Source organism: Kribbella sp. NPDC004138 (genome assembly GCF_053603655.1).
Window position 1 is genome coordinate 38,239 of record NZ_JBSGFZ010000002.1, and the last position, 20,343, is coordinate 58,581.

Genomic DNA, 20,343 nt, shown 5'->3' on the forward strand with positions numbered 1-20,343 from the left:
GTAGTCTTATCCCAGGCCGCGGTGGTTGTCCAGAGTTCGCACCCAGGAGGCTGTGATGACGATTTCCGACGAACTCGACCGGACCCGCGCCGCGCTGCTCGCGCTGGAGAAATCCCTTGTGGCGTTGAGGAATCGCCTCGGTCCGCACCTCGACGTCCTGCGGTTGCTCGACGACCTGGAGCGCTGCACGGCAGACCTCCGCCGCCTCGAGCAGCAGGTCCGCGCGCCCCGCCGGCACGAGCTCGTGGTCATCCCGGACGACGACTACGACCACGATTTCTGGGCGGATGCCGAGCACGAAGGTTTGGGCTGACTTGCGAGGCACAGCTTCAGCAGGCTTCGCAGCCGTACGTCGGGATTGGCCGCTCGGGCGGTGATCGCCACCGCCTCGGCTGCGTGTTCTGTGGCGACGAACGAGCGGTAGAAGGGCTCGCTCCACTTGAGCGGCGAAAGCACCGGTAGCCACCATCGCGCCGCTCCCCCAGGGCTGTCTTCGGAACCGAGCAGGTGCAGGGCTGTCTGGTGTGCCTCGGTCAAGCGGCAGCGCTCGTCACGCAGGAGCTCGCCGGTCGTCAGCGCTGTCGACACGCAGAGCGCGACCAACCGGGCGGATGACTCGAAGCCCGCCCGGTTGGTGTCGATGAACCGCGGAGCCAGCGGCAGCAACTCGCGTCGACCGGTCGACGTGCTGTGGTCGTGGGCGACCCGCGCCACGGCACTCAGTACCGGGTGCACGCATCCAGGACGATCCGTCCAGGGCTCTCGTGCCAAACGGGACACCAGCTCCATCACACAGGGATCCCGCTGAACCTTCCCGTAGCCGTTCACTCGCCTGCCACCGGCGTACCGAGCTGCGGACGGACGGGCAGCGCCGGCCGGCCGGGTTGTTTGAGCAGCCGCACGCTGAGCGCGGTCAGTACGCCGAGCAGCCCTGCGGCGAGGAACACCGGCCGGTATCCAACGGCGGCGATCACCGAGGCGGCGACACCGATACCGACCAGCCCGCCGACCGCCTTCGCGGAGTACAGGATGGCCTGGTTCTGCACCAGGCTGTTCTCACCGAAGAACTCCAGCACCAGGTTGGCCATGATCGCGTAGAACGCACCGCCGCCGAGGCCGGCGAACATGGCACACACCACGAACACCCATCCGGCTCCGGCGGTCACGAGTCCCATGTGCGCGAACCCCTCGACCATCAGTACGGCGGCCAGCACGCGGCGGCGGCCGAAGCGGTCGGAGAGGTGGCCCGCCGACGATCGCCCGAGACCGTTGACGGCGGCAAGCAATCCGGCGGCGCAGGCCGCCGTTGCCGTCCCCAGGCCGGTGTCGACGGCGTAGCCGGCCACGAACGCGATCCCGAGCAGCGACAACGCCGCGCTGATTGCCAGCAGCAACCACATCAGCGGCAGCGCACCGGTCTTCATCGCCTCCGCGGGACGGTAGTGCCGGACCGCGGGCGCATTGTGGGGAATGCTGCGGTTGAGCTTCCGGTCGACCGCCCACGCCTGAGCGTCGATGTGCGCGGGCCACCAGTACCGCGGCGGATCCTTCAACAGCCCGCCGGCGACCAGCACGACCAGCACCACCACCAGCGCAGTCAGGTCGAACACGAACGACTCGTCCAGCCAGGTAAGCAAGAAGATGCTCGGCACCGCGCCGACCGCGAAGCCGCCGGTGACGAATCCGATCGTCGCCGTCCGCCGGTCCGGGAACCAGCGGGCCGATGTGGTGATGCAGGCGGCGTACACGAGGCCCGCGCCGGTGCCGCCGAGGAGTGAGTAGCCGGCCACGACCGCGACGTACGCATCGACGTGCGCGAGCGTGACGAGTCCGATCGCCGAAAGCACCCCGCCCGCGATGACGAGCTGCGTCGGCGTGGCCCGTCGTACCCGATGGGCCCAGGCCGCCGGGACCGCGACCAGCGCTTGGCAGGCGACGAAGACGGCGAGCAGCCACAGCGTGCGGGCAGGGCCCCACCCGCGATCCGACGACAGACCGAGCGCCGCGGTGCCGAACGAGTACTGCAGCGGACTGATCGCGACCATGCAGGCCCAGGCCGCCCAGACTTGCCAGCGGCGCGAACGGCCGGTCAGTTCCCGGGCCCCTTCACCAATGCGGTACCGCCGGCCATAGACGTCACGTACGTCAACGTGATCCATTGCGCCTCCTGACTACTGCATACCGTATGAAGTCTGTGGTACTCCTCCCGTCACCGCCTGTCCAGACCTGAGCGGGTCTTGTGAGTGGATTGCATACCGCATACAGTCGTCACCACACTTTCAGGGAGGCGACGTGGACCTCATGGAGTACCAAGCCAAGGAACTGTTCGCCCGGCACGGCGTCCCGGTGACGCTCGGACGGGTGATCGAGGACCCCGCCGACGCGGCGGCCACGGCCCGCGAGCTCGGCGGGCGCGTGGTGGTGAAGGCGCAGGTGAAGACCGGCGGGCGCGGCAAGGCCGGCGGAGTGAAGCTGGCCGCCGGACCGGACGAGGCGACGGCCCGGGCGGCCGAGATCCTCGGGATGGACATCAAGGGCCACACCGTGCGCCGGGTGCTGCTCGCGCCGGCCGCGGAGATCGCCGAGGAGTACTACTTCTCGTTCCTGGTCGACCGCGCGAACCGCGAGTACCTCTGCATCGCTAGCACCGAAGGCGGTGTGGAGATCGAGGAGGTCGCGCACACCAACCCGGACGCGATCGCGAAGGTGCCGATCGACCCGGCCGTCGGAGTCGACGACGCGAAGGCCGCGGAGATCGTGACGGCAGCCGGATTCCCCGCCGAGGCGTCGACCGTCGTACGGCGACTGTGGGACGTGTTCATCGCCGAGGACGCCTCATTGGTCGAGGTGAATCCGCTGGTGAAGCTCGGCGACGGATCGCTGGAGGCGCTCGACGGCAAGGTCACGCTCGACGACAACGCGGCGTACCGGCACGCGGACCACGCGGGCTTCGACGACAAGACGGCCGCCGACCCGCTCGAGGCCGAGGCGCACGCCAAGGGCCTGAACTATGTGAAGCTGGACGGCTCGGTCGGCATCATCGGCAACGGCGCGGGTCTGGTGATGTCCACGCTCGACGTGGTGGCGTACGCGGGTTCGCCGTACGGCGTGCGGCCGGCCAACTTCCTGGACATCGGCGGCGGCGCGTCGGCCGAGGTGATGGCGAACGGGCTCGGGATCATCCTGTCCGACCCCCAGGTGCGCAGCGTGTTCGTGAACGTCTTCGGCGGGATCACCGCCTGCGACGCGGTCTCGAACGGCATCGTGCAGGCGCTCGCCGTGCTCGGCGACCGGGCGGACAAGCCGCTCGTCGTCCGGCTGGACGGCAACAACGTCGAGGCGGGCCGCGCGATCCTCGCCAAGGCCGCTCACCCGCTGGTCACCGTGGTCGACACGATGGACGGCGCCGCCGCCCGGGCCGCCGAGCTCGCCGCAGAACTCGCCGCAGAGAAGGGAAACTGACATGGCGATCTTCCTGACCGAGAAGAGCCGGGTCGTCGTGCAGGGCATGACCGGGTCCGAGGGACAGAAACACACCAGCCGGATGCTGGCCGCCGGCACCACGGTGGTCGGCGGCGTGACACCCGGCAAGGGCGGCCAGTCGGTGGACTTCGCGCGGCAGTCGATCCCGGTCTACGGGTCGTGTGCGGACGCGGTGAAGGCGGCGGACGCGGACGTGTCGGTGGTGTTCGTCCCGCCGCGCTTCACCAAAGGCGCGGTACTCGAAGCGGTCGACGCCGGGATCCCGCTCGTCGTCGTGATCACCGAGGGCGTGCCGGTGCACGACACGGCCGCGTTCTTCGCCGCCGCGCAGGCCAACGGGACGCGGATCATCGGCCCGAACTGCCCGGGCATCATCAGTCCCGGCCGCGCCAACGCGGGTATCATCCCGGCGGACATCGCGGGTCCCGGGAGGATCGGCCTGGTCAGCAAGTCGGGCACGCTGACCTACCAGATGATGTACGAACTGCGGGACTTCGGGTTCTCGACCGCGATCGGGATCGGCGGTGACCCGATCATCGGGACGACGCACATCGACGCGCTGCAGGCGTTCCAGGACGACCCGGACACCGACGCGATCGTGATGATCGGCGAGATCGGCGGTGACGCCGAGGAGCGGGCGGCCGCGTTCATCAAGGAGAACGCGACCAAGCCGGTCGTCGGGTACGTCGCCGGCTTCACCGCGCCCGAGGGCAAGACCATGGGCCACGCCGGCGCGATCGTGTCCGGCTCCTCCGGCACCGCCGCCGCCAAACAGCAGGCGTTGGAGGCGGCCGGCGTACGCGTCGGCAAAACCCCCACCGAAACCGCCCACCTCCTCCGCACCACCTTCACCCCCGCCGCCCGCCATTTGGCTGGTTGACCAGCAAAATGCGGGGTTTGTCACCCGTATCCAGGGTGGCAAACCCCCCACTTGGCTGGTTGACCAGCGAAACGGGAAAACCTACCCAGCGGTGGGCGGGGGTGCGGTGCTGCTGCGGTGGACGAGTTTGGCGGCGACGGCGACCGGCTCGTGGTGGTGTTCGCCGGCGTGGATCTCGCGGATCAGCGCGTCGACGCTCAGCCGGCCGACGTCGACGAAGTTCTGGCGGATCGTGGTCAGCGGCGGCCAGAAGTGCGCCGACTCCTCCATGTCGTCGAAACCGACCACGCTCACGTCGCCGGGCACGTCCCGGCCGTGTTCATGGAGTGCGCGGAGCAGGCCGAGCGCCATCTGGTCGTTCGCGACGAACACGGCGGTCACCTCGGCGTTGGTGGCCAACCGCCGGCCGGCGTAGTACCCGGAGGTCGCCGTCCAGTCCCCGTCGAGCACCGGCGGGACCTCCCGGCCGTGATCCAGCAGCGTCGCCTCCCACGACCGCCGGCGCCGGTCCGCGGCGAACGAGGTCGGCGGGCCGCCCAGGTGCCACACCGTGGCATGCCCCAGCCCGAGCAGGTGCTCGGTCGCCAGCCGTGCGCCCTGCCGCTGGTCGGTGTCGACGATCGGATAGTCGTAGTGCGCGCTCGAGTCGACCACCACGACCGGGAGACCGTGCGGGAGCCGTACGCCGGCCTCGTCCAGCGTGTGCGCCTCGATCAGGATGATGACGCCGTCCACCGCTTGCTCACCGAGCCGACTGAACGCGTTCGTGACCGCACTCTGCGTGACGTCCAGCACGGGAACCAGGTTGATCGCGTACCCGCTGATCGTGGCGGCGGTGGCGATCGCGTCGAGCGTCCGCGTCGTACCGAAGCTGTGCAGCTCGAAGACGATCACGCCGATGCTGCGGTACTCGCCGTTGCGCAGGGCGCGGGCGGCGCTGTTCGGGCGGTACCCGAGCTGGCGCATCGCGGCCTGCACCCGGTCCCGGGTGACCGCGTCGACGTTGTTCCGGTCGTTCGCGACCCGCGACACGGTCTGCCCCGAAACCCCCGCCAGCCGCGCCACGTCCGCCATCGACGGGCCGCGCCGCCGACGGCCCGCTGAATCCTCCGCTGGCATCCGCACCTCCTCGGTCTTGCGTCGGAGTGTAGACATGTTGACGTAAACACGTTACCGTCGCGCCGTCGATGTTGACGTCAACATCGCGCGTCGCGCCCACTTCCGGGCGCGGAAAGCGAGAGGAGGTCCCCGGACATGGCGGAGTCCGTGGCCCATCAGCACGTCGCACGGGCCGGCGCGACCGGCAGGCGGCGGAGGGTGTTCAAGGACGGCAAGGGGTGGCTGTTCGTCGGGCCGTTCCTGGCGGTTTTCGCGCTCACCTTCCTGGCCCCGATCGGGTACGCGATCTACCTGAGCCTGTATCGCAACCAGGCGTTCTTCGGCGGCACCGTGTTCGTCGGGCTGGACAACTACACCCAGGCGCTGCAGGACCCGAAGTTCTGGGAGGCGTTCGCCCGGGTGGCGGTCTTCCTGGTCGTCCAGGTGCCGGTGATGCTCGTGCTGGCGCTGCTCGCGGCGCTCGCGATCGACAGCGCGCGGCTGCACGCGGCCGGCTTCTTCCGGATCGTGATCTTCCTGCCGTACGCCGTACCGGGCGTGGTCGCCGTGCTGATGTGGGGCTACATCTACGGCGACAACTTCGGCCTGGCGGCGAACCTCAACGACCTGCTCGGCACGACCGCGATCCAGCCGCTGAGCAGCAGCTGGATGCTGCCGTCGATCGCCAACATCGTGACCTGGGAGTTCGTCGGCTACAACATGCTGATCTTCTACTCGGCGCTGCGCACGGTGCCGGGTGAGCTGTACGAGGCGGCCGCGATCGACGGCGCCGGGACGTTCCGGACGATCCTCGCGGTGAAGCTGCCCGCGCTGCGCGGCGCGATCGTGATCGCGACGATCTTCTCGATCATCGGCAGCTTCCAGCTGTTCAACGAGCCGAACATCCTGCGGACGCTGGCGCCGAACGTGATCACGACGTACTACACGCCCAACATGTACGCCTACAACCTGTCCTTCGCCGGCCAGCAGTTCAACTACTCGGCCACGATCGCGATCGTGATGGGCATCATCACCGCGGTCATCGCGTATGTCGTCCAACTCCGCGGATCCCGGGAGTCACTGTGAGCGCCCTGACCTCTCCCCTGCGCCAGAAGCGCTCCAAGCTGCTGACCGGCGTGATGGTGCTGTACCTGCTCTACACGATCGTCCCGCTCGCCTGGTTGTTGCTCAGCACAACCAAGACCCAGGACGACCTGCTCTCCACGCCCGGCCTGTGGTTCGGGAAGAGCTTCGCGTTCTTCACCAACATCAAGGACACGCTCACCTACAACGACGGCATCTTCCTGCGCTGGCTGGGCAACACGGTGCTGTACGTCGTGGTCGGCGCGGGCGGCGCGACGCTGCTCGCGACCGCGGCCGGCTACGGACTGGCGAAGTACAAGTTCGCCGGCCGCCGCGCGGTGTTCGCTGTGCTGCTCGGCGCGGTCGCGGTGCCGGGGACGGCGCTCGCCGTACCGACGTTCCTGATGTTCTCGAACCTCGGCCTGACGAACACGGTCTGGGCGATCATCATCCCGTCGCTGGTGAGCCCGTTCGGGCTGTACCTGATGTGGGTGTACGCCACCGACGCCGTGCCGGGCGAACTGCTCGAGGCGGCCCGGATCGACGGCGCCGGCGAAGTCCGGGTGTTCTTCACCGTCGCGCTGCGGCTGCTGGCCCCGGGCATCGTCACCACGCTGCTGTTCGCGATGGTCTCGACCTGGAACAACTATTTCCTGCCGCTGATCATGCTCAGCAAACCCAACCTCTACCCACTCACGGTCGGGCTCACCCAGTGGAGCAACCAGGCGACCGGCGTGGGCGCCCGCCCCATCTACAACCTGGTGGTCACCGGATCGTTGCTGACGATCGTTCCGCTGGTGGTCGCCTTCCTCCTTCTCCAGCGCTTCTGGCAGTCGGGCCTCAGCGCAGGGAGCGTCAAGTGAAAGGGACACAGATGAAGTCACAGTGGCGCCGGGTCCGGCAGCTGGTGGTTGCCGGAACCGCCCTCACGGCCCTCGCGGTCGTGGCCGCGTGCGGCGGCGGGTCGTCCAACGACAGCGCGAGCGGAGGGACGACGACCGGCTCGGCCGACGCCGTCGACGCCGCGCTCAAGGCGGGCGGCGAGATCACCTACTGGAGCTGGACGCCGTCGGCGCAGGCCCAGGTCACCGCGTTCATGAAGCAGTACCCGAACGTGAAGGTGAACTACGTCAACGCCGGTACCGGCAACGACCACTACACGAAGCTGCAGAACGCGATCAAGGCCGGCTCCGGTGCCCCGGACGTGGCCCAGATCGAGTACCAGGCACTCCCCCAGTTCGCGCTGCCCGGCTCGCTCGTCGACCTGAACCAATTCGGGTTCTCGCAGTACGAGTCGGCGTACACGGCCTCGACCTGGGGCGCAGTCCACGCCGGCAGCGGTCTGTTCGGCCTGCCGCAGGACTCCGGGCCGATGGCGCTGTTCTACAACAAGGAGGTCTTCGACAAGTACGGCATCGCCGTGCCGAAGACCTGGGACGAGTACGTCGCGGCCGCGAAGAAGCTGCACGCCGCGAACCCGAAGTCCTACATCACCAACGACTCCGGTGACGCCGGCTTCACCACGAGCATGATCTGGCAGGCCGGCGGGCAGCCGTTCAAGACCGACGGCAAGAACGTCACGATCAACCTGCAGGACGACGGCTCCAAGAAGTGGACCGGGATGTGGAACCAGCTCGTCCAGGGCGGACTGGTGTCGAACATCCCCGGCTGGACCGACGAGTGGTTCAAGGCGCTCGGCGACGGCACGATCGCCACGCTGCCGACCGGTGCGTGGATGCCCGGCGTGATGGAGTCCTCGGTCAAAGCCGGCGCCGGCAAGTGGGCAGTCGCGCCGATGCCGACGTACGACGGTCAGCCGGCCACCGCGGAGAACGGCGGCAGCACCGAGTCCGTGATCAAGCAGAGCAAGAACCCGGCCCTCGCGGCGGCGTTCGTGCGCTGGCTGAACCACGACGAGGGTGTGAAGCCGTTCCTGGCCAGCGGCGGCTTCCCGGCGACCACGGCCGACCTGAAGGACCCGGCGTTCGTGGACAAGGCGAGCGCGTACTTCGGCGGCCAGAAGATCAACCAAGTGCTCACCAGCGCGGCCGGCCAGGTCGTGAAGGGCTGGAGCTACCTGCCGTACGAGCTGTACGCGAACAGCATCTACGGCGACACCGTCGGCAAGGCGTACCAGTCAAAGTCCGACCTCAACGCCGGTCTCACGGCGTGGCAGGAAGCGCTGGTGAAGTACGGCAACGAGCAGGGCTTCCAGGTCAACGGCTGACGTTGATGGAACAGGTGGGTCCGACGTCGCTGTGGTCGGACCCACCTGGTCTGTTACACGCCGACCTTGCTCGCCAGGAGATCGGCGACGGCATGGACCGCGCGTAGCGTCGGAGCCTTGACGCCCGTGAGGTCAGCCAGCTCGACGACCGCGGCGAGGATGACGTCGAGCTCGAGCGGCTTGTCCTTCTCCAGGTCCTGCAGCATCGACGTCTTGTGCTCCCCGACGCGTTCGGCGCCGTCGAGGCGCTTGTCCACGGAGATTTCCGGATGACAGCCGAGCGCGGCGGCGATCTCCAGCGACTCCTCCATCATCATCCGGACCATCTGCCGGGTGCCCTGGTGCGTGGCGATCTCCACCATCGTCGCCCGGGCCAGCGCGCTGATCGGGTTGAACGCCGCGTTCCCGAGCAGCTTGATCCAGATGTCCTTGCGAATGTCGTCCTCGACCGGGCACTTCAGTCCGCCGGCGATCATCGCCGTACTGAACTGGGTGCAGCGTTCCGACTGCCCACCACCGGGTTCGCCGATCGAGAAGCGGGTGCCTTCCAGGTGCCGGACGACGCCCGGGCCGTCGAGCTCGGTGGAGCAGTACACGACACAGCCGATCGCGCGGCCGAGGTCCAGCACCTCGGTGACGGCGCCGCCGGGGTCGACCGATTCGATCCGGCGGCCTTCGTACGGGCCCTTCAGCCCGTGGAAGTACCACCAAGGAATGCCGTTCTGCGCCGCGACGACGACCGTGCGGTCGTGCAGCAGCGGCTCGAGTAGGGGGCCGGCGCTCGCGTACGAGTTCGCCTTGAGCCCGAGAAAGACGTAGTCGACCGGGCCGATCGCGGCCGGATCGTCCGTGGCGGGTGTACGGGCGGTGAAGTCACCGCGGGGACTGCGCACCGTCACACCGTTCGACCGGATCGCGTCCAGGTGCGCGCCGCGGGCGACCAGGTGGACCTCTGTCCCACCACGGTGCAGCGCCGCGCCGACGTACGCACCGATCGCACCGGCGCCGAGAACCGCAACTCTCATAGGAGTCCCTGCCTTCCGAGGAGGGCGGATAAGGCTTGGTATACGGGATACAGTAGGCTGGAGGCCGAATGCGGTCAAGATCACATTCCCCGGCAAGCGCTCGCCCAAAAAGTTCGCCGGGGACCGATGAATCGGCGCATCGCCGGCGGTAAGTACCTGCGTCAACCCACCCGACGCAAGGAGCAGGAACCATGGGCCACGTCATCGTCACCGCGTTCGTCAGCCTCGACGGCATCGTCACCGACCCCGACGGCTCCGGCGGCACCCCGGCCGGCGGCTGGGCGTTCCGGCACGGTCCCGAGACGGTCGGCGGCGACAAGTTCCGCCTCGGCGACCTGATGGACACCGGCGTACTGCTGCTCGGCCGGACCACCTGGGAGCTGTTCAGCCGGCTCTGGCCGAACCGTACCGACGAGTTCTCGACCCGCATGAACAAGATCGCGAAGGTGGTCGCGTCGCACTCGCTGACCGACCTGTCCGCCTTCCCCAACTCCACGCTGATGAAGGGCTCTCTGGCCGAGTACGTGCGGTCGGAGTCGCGCACCATTGCCGTCACCGGCAGCCTCAGCGTGATCCGGGAGCTGCAGGCCGCGGATCTGGTCGACGAGTACCGGCTGATGACCTTCCCGTCGATCATCGGCACCGGCTCACAGCTCTTCGGCCCGTCGGACGCACCCGTCCACTTCCAGCTCACCTCGGTGGCGCAGACCGGCGCGGCGTCACTGGCGACGTACGTGCGGGCCTAGCAAGATGTTCCGATGACCTGGCCGGCGATGGTGTGGATCGGCGGGGCTCCGGGCGCGGGGAAGTCGACGATCGCGCGGGGACTCGCGCGGCGCGCCGATCTACCTCTGCACCCGGTGGACCTGTGGACGTATGCGCACCTCGACCGGCTGCCGCCACTCCGGCCCCTGACGGAGGAGCTGGCCAAGGGACCGGACTCTGCCGCCGAGGCCTTCGTGGACGTCGCGCGGCTGAGGCTGGACCTCGTTGTCGCGGACGTCCGCGAGCGCGACCTGGGCGACGTACCCGCGGTGGTGGAGGGACCGCAGCTCTTCCCGTCGATGGCTGACTCGGTTCCGGCAGCGGTGTGGTTGCTGCCGGACGCCGAGCAGACCCGGAGGGCGCGGGAGGAGCGGCTGGCCCGGGCAGACGATCCGGCCGGGCGCGCCCGTCTCGAGAGCCTGCTGGCGCGGGACGCCGTACTGGCTGAGCTGGTACGGCGAGAGGCGCTCGAACGCGGGCGGGTACTCATCGAGGTGTCCGCGAAACCGGACTGGGCAGGTATCACCGAAGCGGTCGAGGACGCGCTGGGGCCGCCACCGCGTCTTGCGCCGGGCGCGGAGCTGAGCCGACAGCGACGGTACGAGAACCTCGCAGCGTGCCGGCAGGGGCGGCTCTGGCAGGCGGACATCGGGCTGGCCGAGCTGCCGCCGTACCCGTTCGCCTGCGAATGTGGGACGTCCGGCTGTGCTGCCACATGGGCGGGCACACCGGACGAGTACGACGCGCGCCGCGATCAGGGCTGGCTGACGGCTCATCCAGCGTGCTAGGGTTTCTGATTGTTGCAGTTGCAGTTCCACGTTCGTGTCGAAGCGCCCGCGGATTTGTGATCCGCTGGGCGTTTTGTCGTATCAGGAGAAAAAAATGGCTTTGGGAACAGTGAAGTGGTTCAACGGCGAGAAGGGCTTCGGCTTCATCTCCCAGGAGGACGGCGGCGCCGACGTGTTCGTGCACTACTCGGCGATCCAGACCCAGGGCTTCCGCTCCCTGGACGAGAACCAGCGGGTCGAGTTCGAGATCGCCCAGGGCCCGAAGGGCCTGCAGGCGGAGAACGTTCGCCCGGTCTGATCTGAGCTTGGCGGCAGACCCGGTTCAGGCCGGGTCTGCCGTGCACCACAGGTACTCGCCGTCGTCCAGTACGTCCGTGCGCGCGAGACCTGCCGCGGCCGCGATCGCGGCCGACGCATCGTGATCCGGATGGACGTGCGCGACGATCCGGCCGATTCCCTGAGCCAGTAACCAGGTGACCAATCCCTGGGCGGCCTCCTTCGCCAGACCCCGGCCCTGCCAGGCAGTGCCGATCACCCAGGCGATCTCCGCCGTACCGTCGGTCACCGTCGCCTGGACATAGCCGACCAGCGCGTCGTCGTACTCGATCACCCAGTTGAGCCACTGCTCGTCCGGACGTCCCGGACCGGCCAGTTGGCGGCGGTAGCGTGCCTCCAGCTCCGCCACGGACGGGGGCTCCCCGCCGGTGAAGGTGTAGAGCGCGGGGTCGGACAACACCTCCACCATCGGCTCGGCGTACTCGACCCGCAGCGGCAGCAAAGTCAGGCGGTCCGTGGTGATCACCCGCGCAACGGTAACGCCCTTTGCCGAAACAGCAACCTGAGACAGACAACGTCCCTGGACGGCGCGAGACTGTCGGCATGATCGAGATCGATTGGGCGGGAGAGGCCGGACGGCTGCGCGCGTCGGCCGAGGGCGAGACGGACTGGAACGCGGCAGTGGCCCGCAGCCTCGTGCGCGACGGCGACAAGGTCCTGGCGGACGTCGGCTGCGGAGGCGGCGGGATGGCCAAGGCGCTCGCCGAGGCACTGCCCGGTGCGACAGTGGTGGCGATCGACGCGGATCCCGACGTCCTCGAGCAGGCCCGCGAACACACCGCCGGCCTGGTGCGGTGCGAGCTCGCCTCCATGGACGACGGCGCGGCACCGTTGCGCCGGGCAATCGCCGCGCCCGCCGACCTGATCTGGGCATCGGCCTCGGTGCACCACGCCGCCGACCAGCAGGCCGCTGTCGACGCGCTGGCCTCGCTGCTCGCGCCCGGCGGGCGGTTGGCGCTCGCCGAAGGCGGTCTGCCCGCTCGGTACCTGCCGTGGGACCTGGGGGTCGGCGAACCCGGCCTGGAACTGCGGCTCGACCTGGCGCAGGACCGGTGGTTCAAGGTGATGCGCGACTCGCTGCCGGGATCGGTGCCGATGCCGTACGGGTGGACCGAGACGCTGACCCGGGCCGGACTGACCGGAGCCACCACGCGGAGCGTGCTGACCGAGACGCCGGCACCGCTGCCGCCGGAGCGGCTGGAAGGCGTCGTACGGGCGTTCCGGACGCGGATCGAGCGGCTGACCGGCGGCGACAGCGGGGACGGTCATGGTCACGGGCATGGGCACGGTCATGGGCATCTCGTGAGTGATGAGGAGTGGCTGACGCCGGACGATGTCGAGGTGTGGCGGCAACTGCTCGACCCCGACAGGCCGCAGTACCTCGGGCGGCGCTCCGACCTCGCCGTACTGTCCGTCCGCAGTGTCCACCTGGGGCACGCGCCGCGCTGACAAGGCACGCCGTCACCGCGCTGTCGGCGCGCCACCGTAAGGTGGGTGCCCATGAACGACCGGCTGGTGTGGATCGACTGCGAGATGACCGGCCTCGACCTGGCGAACGACGCCCTGATCGAGGTCGCGGTGCTCGTCACCGACTACGAACTGAACGTGCTCGGTGACGGGATCGACGTGGTGATCGCGCCCCCACCGGCTGCCCTCGACCAGATGGGCGACTTCGTCCGCGACATGCACACCGGGTCCGGACTGCTCGAAGAACTCGCCAACGGCATCCCGCTCGCCGACGCCGAACAGCAGGTCCTCGACTACATCACGTCGTACGTCAAGGAACCCCGCAAAGCCGCCCTCGCCGGCAACTCCGTCGGCACCGACCGCACCTTCCTCGTCCGCGACATGCCGCGCGTCGAATCCCACCTGCACTACCGCAACGTCGACGTCAGCTCGATCAAGGAACTCGTCCGGCGCTGGTACCCGCGGGTCTACTACGCGACACCCGCCAAAACCGGCAACCACCGGGCGCTCGCCGACATCACCGAAAGCATCGACGAGCTGCGGTACTACCGGGAAACCGTCTTCGTGCCACAGCCCGGCCCCGACTCCACCACCGCCCGCGCCGCCGCCAGCCTCATCGTCGACGGCGCCCCCGAGGACAGTCCAACAGGCGCCTGACCTGCGGATCCGGCCTCGATTTCTGGTCCTGACAGTTCATCGCTATGATTGCTCAGCCGTCGCGGTTCGGACGGCAATGGTGGGTGTAGCTCAGCTGGTAGAGCACCTGGTTGTGGTCCAGGTGGTCGCGGGTTCGAGTCCCGTCACTCACCCGATGGCCGGCCATGCCTGCGGAGAGCGCAGGCTTGGTCGGCTTCGTCATTTTGTGCGGCTGCGCTTCGCTTGCCGCCGGCGGGGGCTCCGCCACCCGCACCCCCTTTCGCCTTCGCTTCGCTCGGCTCCTGGGTTGGGTTTTGCGGGCCGCCGCGGTTGGGGTTGGGTTTCGCGGTCGGCGCCGGGGCCTGGGTTGGGTTTTGCGGGCCGCCGCGGTTGGGGTTGGGTTTCGCGGTCGGCGCCGGGGCCTGGGTTGGGGTTTCGCGGCCGGGGATGGGGTTGGGTTTCGCGGTCGGCGCCGGGGTGGGGTTGGGTTTCGCGGTTGGCTCGGGGGCTGGGGTGGGTTTCGCGGTCGCTGTTGGGGGGTTGGGGTTGGGTTGGGCGGTCAGCTCGGGTGCTGGGTGAGGGTGGGTTGGCTGGTGGGCGTGGGAGGATTCGCTGGTGAAGTTGAGTGGGAGTGCTTGGTTGGGGTACGGCGTCGTGGTTGTGGTGACGTTTGTGGTGGGGTTCTTGGCGTTTGCCGTTTGGGTTCTCTCGAAGGTTTTCTGAGCTGGGTGTGACCCAGGCCCGCCGTGGGTGCGTCTTGTGGGGCAGAGGCATCTACAGGAGGTGTGGATGGGTACGACCGAGGACTTCGAGGAGTTCGCGCGGGCACAGATACCGCGGCTTTATCGGACTGCTTGGCTGCTGGCAGGCGATCGGCATCACGCCGAGGATCTCGTGCAGGAAACGCTGGCGAACCTGCTGAAAGTCTGGCAGCGGATCGACAGCCCGGGGGCTTACGCGCGGACCGTGCTGGTGCGGACGTACATCTCGCAGCGGCGGCGTAAGAGCTGGTCGGAGCGGCCGACGGCCGATGTGCCGGAGATTGCGGAGCGGGCCGGGGATCCGGAGCTGCGGATGGCCCTGCAGAGCGCCCTGGCCGAGCTGGCGCCGCTGGATCGGGCCGTGTTGGTGCTGCGGTTCTTCGAAGATCGCAGCGTCGAACAAGTGGCGCTCGATCTCGGCAAGAAGACCAGTGCGATCACCACCCGCACCGCCCGCGCCCTGGACCGCCTCCGCGCCGTCCTCGGCGAAGGCGCCGACCAGCTGATCGCGCTCTGAAAGGCGAGGAGAACCATGAACACCCAACTCACCGACCTGATGCACCGCGCCACCGAGAACCTCGAGCCGGTCACACCCGACCTGCTCGAACGCACCGTCGCGCAAGGACTACGGCTGCGACGCCGGCGTACGGCGTTGCTGACCGCGTCCGGCGCCGGCGCCGTACTCGCAACCGCGGGCCTGATCGCCGGCGGGATCCACCTGGCCGGCTCCCCGACGAACGTCGCCGTCGCCGGCTCCCCGGTGCCGTCGGCCAAGCCGACACCGACCGCCAAGCCGCCCGCGGTCAACCTGAAAGAGACGCTCGCGACGCTGAAGACGCTCGTCACGGCGCCCGGACGGACACTCTCGAGCCCCGAGACCTGGGGCGGCGGCGACTACGCCGGCGCGGCGTACGTCGTCGACGACGGGCACGGCGCCGCCCGGGTCGACGTGCTCCTGTCCGGCGGAGGCGAGGCGAACCCGTGCGTCCCGGTCCGCCAGGGCTGCAGCACCCTCCCCGACGGCTCGGTCGTGTACGTGTCCAAGGAGTCCCCCGTGTACAGCGACAGCCGCCAGTCGCAGTACAGCGTCATCAGCAACTACGTGCTGCTGTACCGCCACGACGGCCGCGCCATCAGCCTCACGAGCTACAACGGCCCCGCGGAAAAGGACAAGCAACACACGCGCCCCAAGCCGCTGCTCTCCACCGAGGCCCTCACTGCCCTCGCGAAGAGCAAGTCCTGGAAGCTCCCACCGGTCTCCCCCACCAAGGCGTGGAAGGGCACCAAGGGCGCGAAGCCCACGAAGTAGCCCCACCCCGAGCCCATCGCGACTGCTCCCCCGGAGCGATCGCGATGGGCTCACTTCGCGGCGAGTACGATCGCGCCCGGGCCGGCGCACCGATCGGGCTCACGATCGGCAACAATGCAGCCAGTGCCGAAACCGCAATGTGTACCGGCCCCACGGTCGGGAGCGTACAAGCCTCTGAGGGGAGCCACCGTGCGCCACGAGGTCACCGCCGCCGACACAGCACTCGCCGTCGGCAGCGGCGATGTCGAGGTCCTCGCCACGCCCCGCCTGATCACCTGGCTCGAGTACACCACCGCACAGCTCGCCCTTACCGCGCTCGAGCCCGGCCAGACTTCGGTCGGTACGTCGGTCCGCATCCGCCACCGCCTCCCGACCCGCGTCGGCGACACCGTGGACATCGCCGCGGACGGCCCCGAGGTGGACGGCCGGCACCTGCGCTTCCAGGTGCGCGCCACCAACTCCGCCGGCCAGCTCGTCGCGGACGGTGAGCTCGAACGGGTCGTCGTCGACCGCGAACGCTTCCTCGCGAACGTGCCCTAGACCGGCGGCTCGACGTACCAGCGCGGCAGCTCGCCGGGCTCCAGGCTCGTCGGGTCGCCGGGCCGGGACAGCGTGAGGATCGCCTGCTGGATCTCCGGGCGGGCGTTCAGCGCGTCCTCGATCGCGTACAGCCGGGCGGCGACCTCGGACTCGACGTCGTTGCCGGCGACGTCGACCGCGGCGACCAGGAAGATCCGGTCGGCGCCGACCCACTCCATGTGCAGGAAGCTGATCCGCTCGATGTCCTCGTGCGCGAGCAGCGCGCGGAGCACCCGGTTGCGGGCCAGCGGGGTGACCGCCTCACCGGTCAGGAAATCCATGTTCCGGCTGATCAGGAACAGCGCGACCGTACCGAGCAGGATGCCGACCACGATCGAGCCGATCGCGTCCCAGACCGCGTTGCCGGTGAGTTGGTGCAGCAGGATCGCGACTCCCGCGATCAGGATGCCGATCAGCGCCGACAGGTCCTCGACGAACACCGCACGGAGCACCGGATTCGACGTGAGCCGGACATACCGCCAGGGGCGCAGCATTCGCTCCAACGCGCCCGCCTTGGTCTGCCGCAGCGCCTGCGCGAACGAGATCCCCTCGAGCACGAACGAGATCCCGAGCACGGCATACGCCCAGCCGTACGACGTGGCTTCCGCCTCGCCGTGCTGCAGCGACTGGATGCCATGCCACACCGAGACCGCTGCACCGACTGTGAACAGGCCGAACGCCGCGAACATCGACCAGATGTAGCTGACCCGCCCGTACCCGAGCGGGTGCAACCGGTCAGCGGGCTTCCGCGCCCGGCGCTCCCCGATCAGCAGGAACACCTCGTTGCCGGTGTCGGCCCACGAGTGCGCGGCCTCCGCCGTCATCGAGGCGGATCCGGTGATCACCGCGACCACTGTCTTGGCGAGCGCGATGAGCAGGTTGGCGGTGAGCGCGATCAGGACGGTCAGCAGGCTCTCGCCGCCGGTCGCCTCGTCGTCCGAGCTGCTCACGGTCCGACCATACTCAGCTCACCGGCCGGATGATGCGTTGCTCGATCGCGCGTGCCACGGCGGCCGCGCGGGTGTCCACGCCCAGCTTCGAGTAGATGTGCGCCAGGTGGGACTTGATCGTGGCCTCGCTGACATACAACTTCTTCGCGAGGTCCCGGTTCGACTTGCCGGTGGCGAGCAGGCCGAGGATCTCCACCTCGCGCTCGGTGAGCATCGGGCCGGAGCGCCGGACGAGCCGCGCCGCCACGGCCGGTGCGAGCACGGTCTCGCCGCGCGCGGTGCCGCGGATCGCGCGGAACAGGTCCTCCGGCGGCGCGTCCTTCAGCAGGTATCCGGAGGCGCCGGCGTCGATCGCGCTCATGATGTCGGCCTCCGTGTCATAGGTCGTCAGAATCAGCACGTACGGCGGCTCGGGCAGTGCCCGCAGCCGCGCGGTCACCTCGGCACCGCCGGGGCCTGGGCCGAGATTGAGATCCATCAGCACGACGTCCGGGTGCAGGCCCGCGACGAGCTGCTCCGCGCTGTGCGCATCGGACGCCTCGCCGACGACGATCAGATCGTCCTGGGCCTCGACGAGCGCGCGGACGCCGGCGCGCACGACGGGATGGTCGTCGACCAGCGCAACGCGGATCGCCGGGGCCGCGGCATCGCTCGTCATGAATGCTCCGCCGTCGTCCGCAGCGGGATCGACGCGGCCAGCGCCGTACCGTCCCCCGGTTCACTCTCCAGCACCAGCGTTCCTCCCAGTTGTCTCAGTCGTTCCCGGATTCCGGCCAGGCCATGGCCGCGGTCGGAATCGATGGTGACATGAGATCGCGGAAGGCCCCGGCCGTTATCCACAACGTCGAGGACCACCGCGTCGGGGTGGTACGTGAGAGTCACGAAGGCCGTTTCCGCGTGCGCGTGTTCGAGCACATTGGCCAGTGCGCCGCGAGCGGTGCGTAACAGTGCGGTCTCCACCTCCGAGTCGAGAGTCACCGGCTCACCATGCACCTGCACCCGGACGTCGAGGGCTGTGTGGGCCGCCAGCCGTTCGCAGGTCTTGCGCAGTGCTTCCGGCAGGCCCGCGGCCAGCTCGGCCGGTGCGAGGTCGCGGACCACTCTCCTGGCCTCGTCCAGTCCGTCGCGGGCGGTGGCGGCCGCCTGGGCCGCGTGCTCGCGCGCTGCAGCGGGCCGGGCGTCCCACTCGCGCTCGGCGGCTTGCAGCAAGAGGTTGATGCTCGACAGACCCTGCGCCACGCTGTCGTGGATCTCCCGCGACAGCCTGGCTCGCTCTGCCATGGCTCCTGCCTGGTGCTGTGCGTCGGCCAGGTCGCCCTGCGCGGCATGCAGCTCGTCCAGCAGCGCCTGTCTGGCCAGCGCGTCCCGCTCCAGCGCCCGGTAGGCGCCCACGGCAAGCACTGCGACACAGACCGGCCCCAGCACGATCGTCGGGTCCAACCGGTCGGTCATCCGGGTCCACTGGACCACAGTGACCACCACCATGCCGGCCACGACCAGACAGGCCGGGCGGAACGACAGGATGCGCAGGGCAACAAAAGAGAGTGGCACGGCGCACCAGGCGAACGACGGAGCCAGCAGGACCAGGGCGCACCACTCCACGACCAGCAGCGCCAGCCAGACCCGGCTGGGGAGCAGCCGGTAGGCGCCGTACGTCGCCAGCAACACCGCTGCGCCGAGCAGCACCCACGGCGCGCGGTCGCCCAGGCCGTGACCGGTCAGGTAGCGGATCGCGGACGCCAGCACGAGGACGACCAGCGCCGCGTGCAGTGCGGTCACCAGCCGCGTCGCGTGACTCAGGATCGACGGAGTGTGCGCAGTGGACATGTTCTGCCGATCGTAGGCCGCTCAGCCCCGGATCCGAATCATCCGTTCGGCTATCCATCGGTGGCCGAACACCCGTCGTGCGGACCGGTCCCGCCGACGGAGGCTGGAGGCAGCTCGAATCCACCGACCGTCCTGAGAGGTTCAGATGTCTGTCCGTTCGCTGTCCGCCACCCTCGCGCTGTCCGCCACCCTGCTCGGCGCCGGAGCCTCGGCGGCCTTCGCCTCGCCGGCACACACCCGGCCGAGCACCTACGAGCTCCCCGGTGACCCCGGCGGCTCCAAGTTCGAGGGCATCGGGTTCGACGCGCGCACGAAGAACTACTACGTGTCCGAGACCACCGGCGGTGAGATCCACCGCGGGCAGCTGCGCTCCGGAGCGGCGACCGAGTGGCTGCAGGGCGACGGCACCGACGGCCGCTGGACGGCCCGCGGCGTCAACGTCGACTCCCAGGGCCGGGTATATGTCGCCGGCGGGCCGAACGGGATCGACCACCCAGGCGCGCCGGACCTGTGGGTGTATGACCGCGACGGGCAACTGCTGGCCGCGCTGCGGACCGGCGTGCCGAACGCGTTCCTGAATGATCTGGTGATCGGTCCGGACGGCGCGGCGTACTTCACGAACTCGAACGCTCCACAGATCTTCCGGGTCGCCGAGCAGCACGGCCGGTGGACCGTCAGGACCTGGGCCGACGCGACCGGGACGATCGACACGACAACCGGCTTCAACCTCGGCGGGATCGTGCTCTCGCCGGACCGCAAGGCGCTGGTCGTGGCCCAGGGCAACGTCGGCAAGCTGTGGCGGTTCGACCTGCGGACCGCGCAGGCCACCGCGGTCGACACCGCGGGCGCCGACCTGGTGAACGCAGACGGTCTCGTCCAGCAGGGCAACAGCCTCTGGGTCGTGCGCAACTTCTCGAAGGTGCTCAGCACCCTGCAGGTGTCGGCCGACGGACGCATCGCGCGGTTGATGTCCGCGACGCCGACCGACCCGGATCGGGTGCTGACCACCGCGAAGCTTGCCCAGGGCCGGCTGCTGGTCGTCGACAGCAAATTCGACGAGGCGACCGCTGTCCCGCCGTACCAGGTCATCACGCTCAATCCGCGCCGATGAATCGCCGCCCGATCGCTG

23 protein-coding genes and 1 tRNA gene are annotated in these 20,343 nt (G+C 69.2%); 16 read left to right on the forward strand and 8 right to left on the reverse strand.

Annotated elements, in window-relative coordinates:
- Positions 1-55: 55 nt before the first annotated feature.
- Positions 56-313 carry a hypothetical protein gene (locus tag ACWEOO_RS02180; RefSeq protein WP_363712031.1) on the forward strand — a complete coding sequence of 86 codons (258 nt, stop codon included), beginning with the start codon at positions 56-58 and terminating at the stop codon, positions 311-313.
- Here ACWEOO_RS02180 and ACWEOO_RS02185 read toward each other — a convergent pair.
- Both ACWEOO_RS02185 and ACWEOO_RS02190 read right to left on the reverse strand, forming a co-directional pair.
- Positions 265-735, reverse strand: coding sequence for a hypothetical protein (locus ACWEOO_RS02185; RefSeq protein ID WP_452141381.1), 471 nt, complete (start codon positions 733-735; stop codon positions 265-267). The genes ACWEOO_RS02180 and ACWEOO_RS02185 overlap by 49 nt on opposite strands.
- Before the next feature lie 89 nt (positions 736-824).
- Entirely contained in the window at positions 825-2,159 is a 1,335-nt protein-coding gene (locus ACWEOO_RS02190; protein ID WP_452141382.1) for an MFS transporter, read from the reverse strand.
- Positions 2,160-2,292: 133 nt separating this feature from the next.
- Between ACWEOO_RS02190 and sucC the strand changes: the two genes are divergently transcribed.
- A complete protein-coding gene (gene sucC, locus ACWEOO_RS02195; protein ID WP_452141383.1) occupies positions 2,293-3,462 on the forward strand; it encodes an ADP-forming succinate--CoA ligase subunit beta in 1,170 nt (389 codons plus the stop codon).
- A gap of 1 nt (position 3,463) precedes the next feature.
- Positions 3,464-4,363 (forward strand): succinate--CoA ligase subunit alpha, encoded by a 900-nt coding sequence (gene sucD, locus ACWEOO_RS02200; RefSeq protein ID WP_452141384.1) that lies wholly within the window; start codon positions 3,464-3,466, stop codon positions 4,361-4,363.
- Positions 4,364-4,444: 81 nt separating this feature from the next.
- Here the strand turns inward: sucD and ACWEOO_RS02205 are convergent, their stop codons facing one another.
- Complete coding sequence (locus tag ACWEOO_RS02205) at positions 4,445-5,482, reverse strand: LacI family DNA-binding transcriptional regulator (protein WP_452141385.1); 1,038 nt, start codon at positions 5,480-5,482, stop codon at positions 4,445-4,447.
- Between the two features lie 135 nt (positions 5,483-5,617).
- Here ACWEOO_RS02205 and ACWEOO_RS02210 point away from each other — a divergent pair, with 135 nt between their 5' ends.
- The 3 genes from ACWEOO_RS02210 to ACWEOO_RS02220 are packed head-to-tail and all read left to right on the forward strand — an operon-like array spanning position 5,618 to position 8,771.
- On the forward strand, positions 5,618-6,547 hold the full coding sequence (locus ACWEOO_RS02210) for a carbohydrate ABC transporter permease (protein WP_452141386.1): 930 nt from the start codon (positions 5,618-5,620) through the stop codon (positions 6,545-6,547).
- Complete coding sequence (locus ACWEOO_RS02215; protein WP_452141387.1) at positions 6,544-7,407, forward strand: carbohydrate ABC transporter permease; 864 nt, start codon at positions 6,544-6,546, stop codon at positions 7,405-7,407. Before ACWEOO_RS02210 ends, ACWEOO_RS02215 begins: the two co-directional genes overlap by 4 nt.
- A gap of 11 nt (positions 7,408-7,418) precedes the next feature.
- Positions 7,419-8,771 (forward strand): ABC transporter substrate-binding protein, encoded by a 1,353-nt coding sequence (locus ACWEOO_RS02220; RefSeq protein ID WP_452141388.1) that lies wholly within the window; start codon positions 7,419-7,421, stop codon positions 8,769-8,771.
- Positions 8,772-8,824: 53 nt separating this feature from the next.
- Here ACWEOO_RS02220 and ACWEOO_RS02225 read toward each other — a convergent pair whose 3' ends face one another.
- Positions 8,825-9,796 carry a 2-dehydropantoate 2-reductase gene (locus ACWEOO_RS02225; RefSeq protein WP_452141389.1) on the reverse strand — a complete coding sequence of 324 codons (972 nt, stop codon included), beginning with the start codon at positions 9,794-9,796 and terminating at the stop codon, positions 8,825-8,827.
- A gap of 191 nt (positions 9,797-9,987) precedes the next feature.
- Here ACWEOO_RS02225 and ACWEOO_RS02230 point away from each other — a divergent pair, with 191 nt between their 5' ends.
- The 3 genes from ACWEOO_RS02230 (at position 9,988) to ACWEOO_RS02240 (ending at position 11,647) form a co-directional block, all read left to right on the forward strand.
- Positions 9,988-10,542 (forward strand): dihydrofolate reductase family protein, encoded by a 555-nt coding sequence (locus tag ACWEOO_RS02230; RefSeq protein WP_452141390.1) that lies wholly within the window; start codon positions 9,988-9,990, stop codon positions 10,540-10,542.
- 12 nt (positions 10,543-10,554) lie between these two features.
- Positions 10,555-11,349, forward strand: coding sequence for a hypothetical protein (locus ACWEOO_RS02235; protein WP_452141391.1), 795 nt, complete (start codon positions 10,555-10,557; stop codon positions 11,347-11,349).
- 94 nt (positions 11,350-11,443) lie between these two features.
- Complete coding sequence (locus ACWEOO_RS02240; RefSeq protein WP_130381366.1) at positions 11,444-11,647, forward strand: cold-shock protein; 204 nt, start codon at positions 11,444-11,446, stop codon at positions 11,645-11,647.
- 24 nt (positions 11,648-11,671) lie between these two features.
- Here the strand turns inward: ACWEOO_RS02240 and ACWEOO_RS02245 are convergent, their stop codons facing one another.
- Positions 11,672-12,151, reverse strand: coding sequence for a GNAT family N-acetyltransferase (locus tag ACWEOO_RS02245; RefSeq protein ID WP_452141392.1), 480 nt, complete (start codon positions 12,149-12,151; stop codon positions 11,672-11,674).
- A gap of 77 nt (positions 12,152-12,228) precedes the next feature.
- On the opposite strand from ACWEOO_RS02245, the gene ACWEOO_RS02250 reads away from it, so the two are divergent.
- From ACWEOO_RS02250 to ACWEOO_RS02275, 6 genes are all read left to right on the forward strand, one after another.
- Positions 12,229-13,134, forward strand: a complete 906-nt coding sequence (locus ACWEOO_RS02250) for a class I SAM-dependent methyltransferase (protein WP_452141393.1) — start codon at positions 12,229-12,231, stop codon at positions 13,132-13,134.
- Between the two features lie 51 nt (positions 13,135-13,185).
- Positions 13,186-13,809: an oligoribonuclease gene (gene orn / locus ACWEOO_RS02255; protein WP_359939156.1), complete on the forward strand. Its 624-nt coding sequence runs from the start codon at positions 13,186-13,188 to the stop codon at positions 13,807-13,809.
- A 79-nt stretch (positions 13,810-13,888) separates the two neighbouring features.
- Positions 13,889-13,961, forward strand: a tRNA-His gene (locus ACWEOO_RS02260).
- A 616-nt stretch (positions 13,962-14,577) separates the two neighbouring features.
- Complete coding sequence (locus tag ACWEOO_RS02265; protein WP_452141394.1) at positions 14,578-15,066, forward strand: SigE family RNA polymerase sigma factor; 489 nt, start codon at positions 14,578-14,580, stop codon at positions 15,064-15,066.
- 15 nt (positions 15,067-15,081) lie between these two features.
- On the forward strand, positions 15,082-15,858 hold the full coding sequence (locus tag ACWEOO_RS02270) for a hypothetical protein (RefSeq protein ID WP_452141395.1): 777 nt from the start codon (positions 15,082-15,084) through the stop codon (positions 15,856-15,858).
- Between the two features lie 189 nt (positions 15,859-16,047).
- Positions 16,048-16,398, forward strand: coding sequence for a thioesterase family protein (locus tag ACWEOO_RS02275; protein ID WP_359939147.1), 351 nt, complete (start codon positions 16,048-16,050; stop codon positions 16,396-16,398).
- On the opposite strand, the gene ACWEOO_RS02280 is transcribed toward ACWEOO_RS02275, so the two are convergent.
- From ACWEOO_RS02280 to ACWEOO_RS02290, 3 genes are read right to left on the reverse strand one after another with little or no spacing between them, the layout of a single operon-like run.
- On the reverse strand, positions 16,395-17,387 hold the full coding sequence (locus ACWEOO_RS02280; RefSeq protein WP_452141396.1) for a cation diffusion facilitator family transporter: 993 nt from the start codon (positions 17,385-17,387) through the stop codon (positions 16,395-16,397). The genes ACWEOO_RS02275 and ACWEOO_RS02280 overlap by 4 nt on opposite strands.
- Before the next feature lie 13 nt (positions 17,388-17,400).
- Positions 17,401-18,045 carry a response regulator gene (locus ACWEOO_RS02285; protein ID WP_452141397.1) on the reverse strand — a complete coding sequence of 215 codons (645 nt, stop codon included), beginning with the start codon at positions 18,043-18,045 and terminating at the stop codon, positions 17,401-17,403.
- On the reverse strand, positions 18,042-19,214 hold the full coding sequence (locus ACWEOO_RS02290; protein ID WP_452141398.1) for a sensor histidine kinase: 1,173 nt from the start codon (positions 19,212-19,214) through the stop codon (positions 18,042-18,044). The genes ACWEOO_RS02285 and ACWEOO_RS02290 overlap by 4 nt, the downstream gene beginning before the upstream one ends.
- A gap of 145 nt (positions 19,215-19,359) precedes the next feature.
- Here ACWEOO_RS02290 and ACWEOO_RS02295 point away from each other — a divergent pair, with 145 nt between their 5' ends.
- Positions 19,360-20,325, forward strand: coding sequence for an SMP-30/gluconolactonase/LRE family protein (locus ACWEOO_RS02295; RefSeq protein ID WP_452141399.1), 966 nt, complete (start codon positions 19,360-19,362; stop codon positions 20,323-20,325).
- Positions 20,326-20,343: the final 18 nt, after the last annotated feature.

Coding starts and splice junctions, on each gene's coding strand:
- ACWEOO_RS02180 (WP_363712031.1), top strand. CDS start 56: ATGACGATTTCCGACGAACTCGACCGGACCCGCGCCGCGCTGCTCGCG.
- ACWEOO_RS02190 (WP_452141382.1), bottom strand. CDS start 2,159: ATGGATCACGTTGACGTACGTGACGTCTATGGCCGGCGGTACCGCATT.
- sucD (WP_452141384.1), top strand. CDS start 3,464: ATGGCGATCTTCCTGACCGAGAAGAGCCGGGTCGTCGTGCAGGGCATG.
- ACWEOO_RS02205 (WP_452141385.1), bottom strand. CDS start 5,482: ATGCCAGCGGAGGATTCAGCGGGCCGTCGGCGGCGCGGCCCGTCGATG.
- ACWEOO_RS02210 (WP_452141386.1), top strand. CDS start 5,618: ATGGCGGAGTCCGTGGCCCATCAGCACGTCGCACGGGCCGGCGCGACC.
- ACWEOO_RS02220 (WP_452141388.1), top strand. CDS start 7,419: ATGAAGTCACAGTGGCGCCGGGTCCGGCAGCTGGTGGTTGCCGGAACC.
- ACWEOO_RS02225 (WP_452141389.1), bottom strand. CDS start 9,796: ATGAGAGTTGCGGTTCTCGGCGCCGGTGCGATCGGTGCGTACGTCGGC.
- ACWEOO_RS02230 (WP_452141390.1), top strand. CDS start 9,988: ATGGGCCACGTCATCGTCACCGCGTTCGTCAGCCTCGACGGCATCGTC.
- ACWEOO_RS02235 (WP_452141391.1), top strand. CDS start 10,555: ATGACCTGGCCGGCGATGGTGTGGATCGGCGGGGCTCCGGGCGCGGGG.
- ACWEOO_RS02240 (WP_130381366.1), top strand. CDS start 11,444: ATGGCTTTGGGAACAGTGAAGTGGTTCAACGGCGAGAAGGGCTTCGGC.
- ACWEOO_RS02250 (WP_452141393.1), top strand. CDS start 12,229: ATGATCGAGATCGATTGGGCGGGAGAGGCCGGACGGCTGCGCGCGTCG.
- orn (WP_359939156.1), top strand. CDS start 13,186: ATGAACGACCGGCTGGTGTGGATCGACTGCGAGATGACCGGCCTCGAC.
- ACWEOO_RS02265 (WP_452141394.1), top strand. CDS start 14,578: ATGGGTACGACCGAGGACTTCGAGGAGTTCGCGCGGGCACAGATACCG.
- ACWEOO_RS02270 (WP_452141395.1), top strand. CDS start 15,082: ATGAACACCCAACTCACCGACCTGATGCACCGCGCCACCGAGAACCTC.
- ACWEOO_RS02285 (WP_452141397.1), bottom strand. CDS start 18,045: ATGACGAGCGATGCCGCGGCCCCGGCGATCCGCGTTGCGCTGGTCGAC.
- ACWEOO_RS02290 (WP_452141398.1), bottom strand. CDS start 19,214: ATGTCCACTGCGCACACTCCGTCGATCCTGAGTCACGCGACGCGGCTG.
- ACWEOO_RS02295 (WP_452141399.1), top strand. CDS start 19,360: ATGTCTGTCCGTTCGCTGTCCGCCACCCTCGCGCTGTCCGCCACCCTG.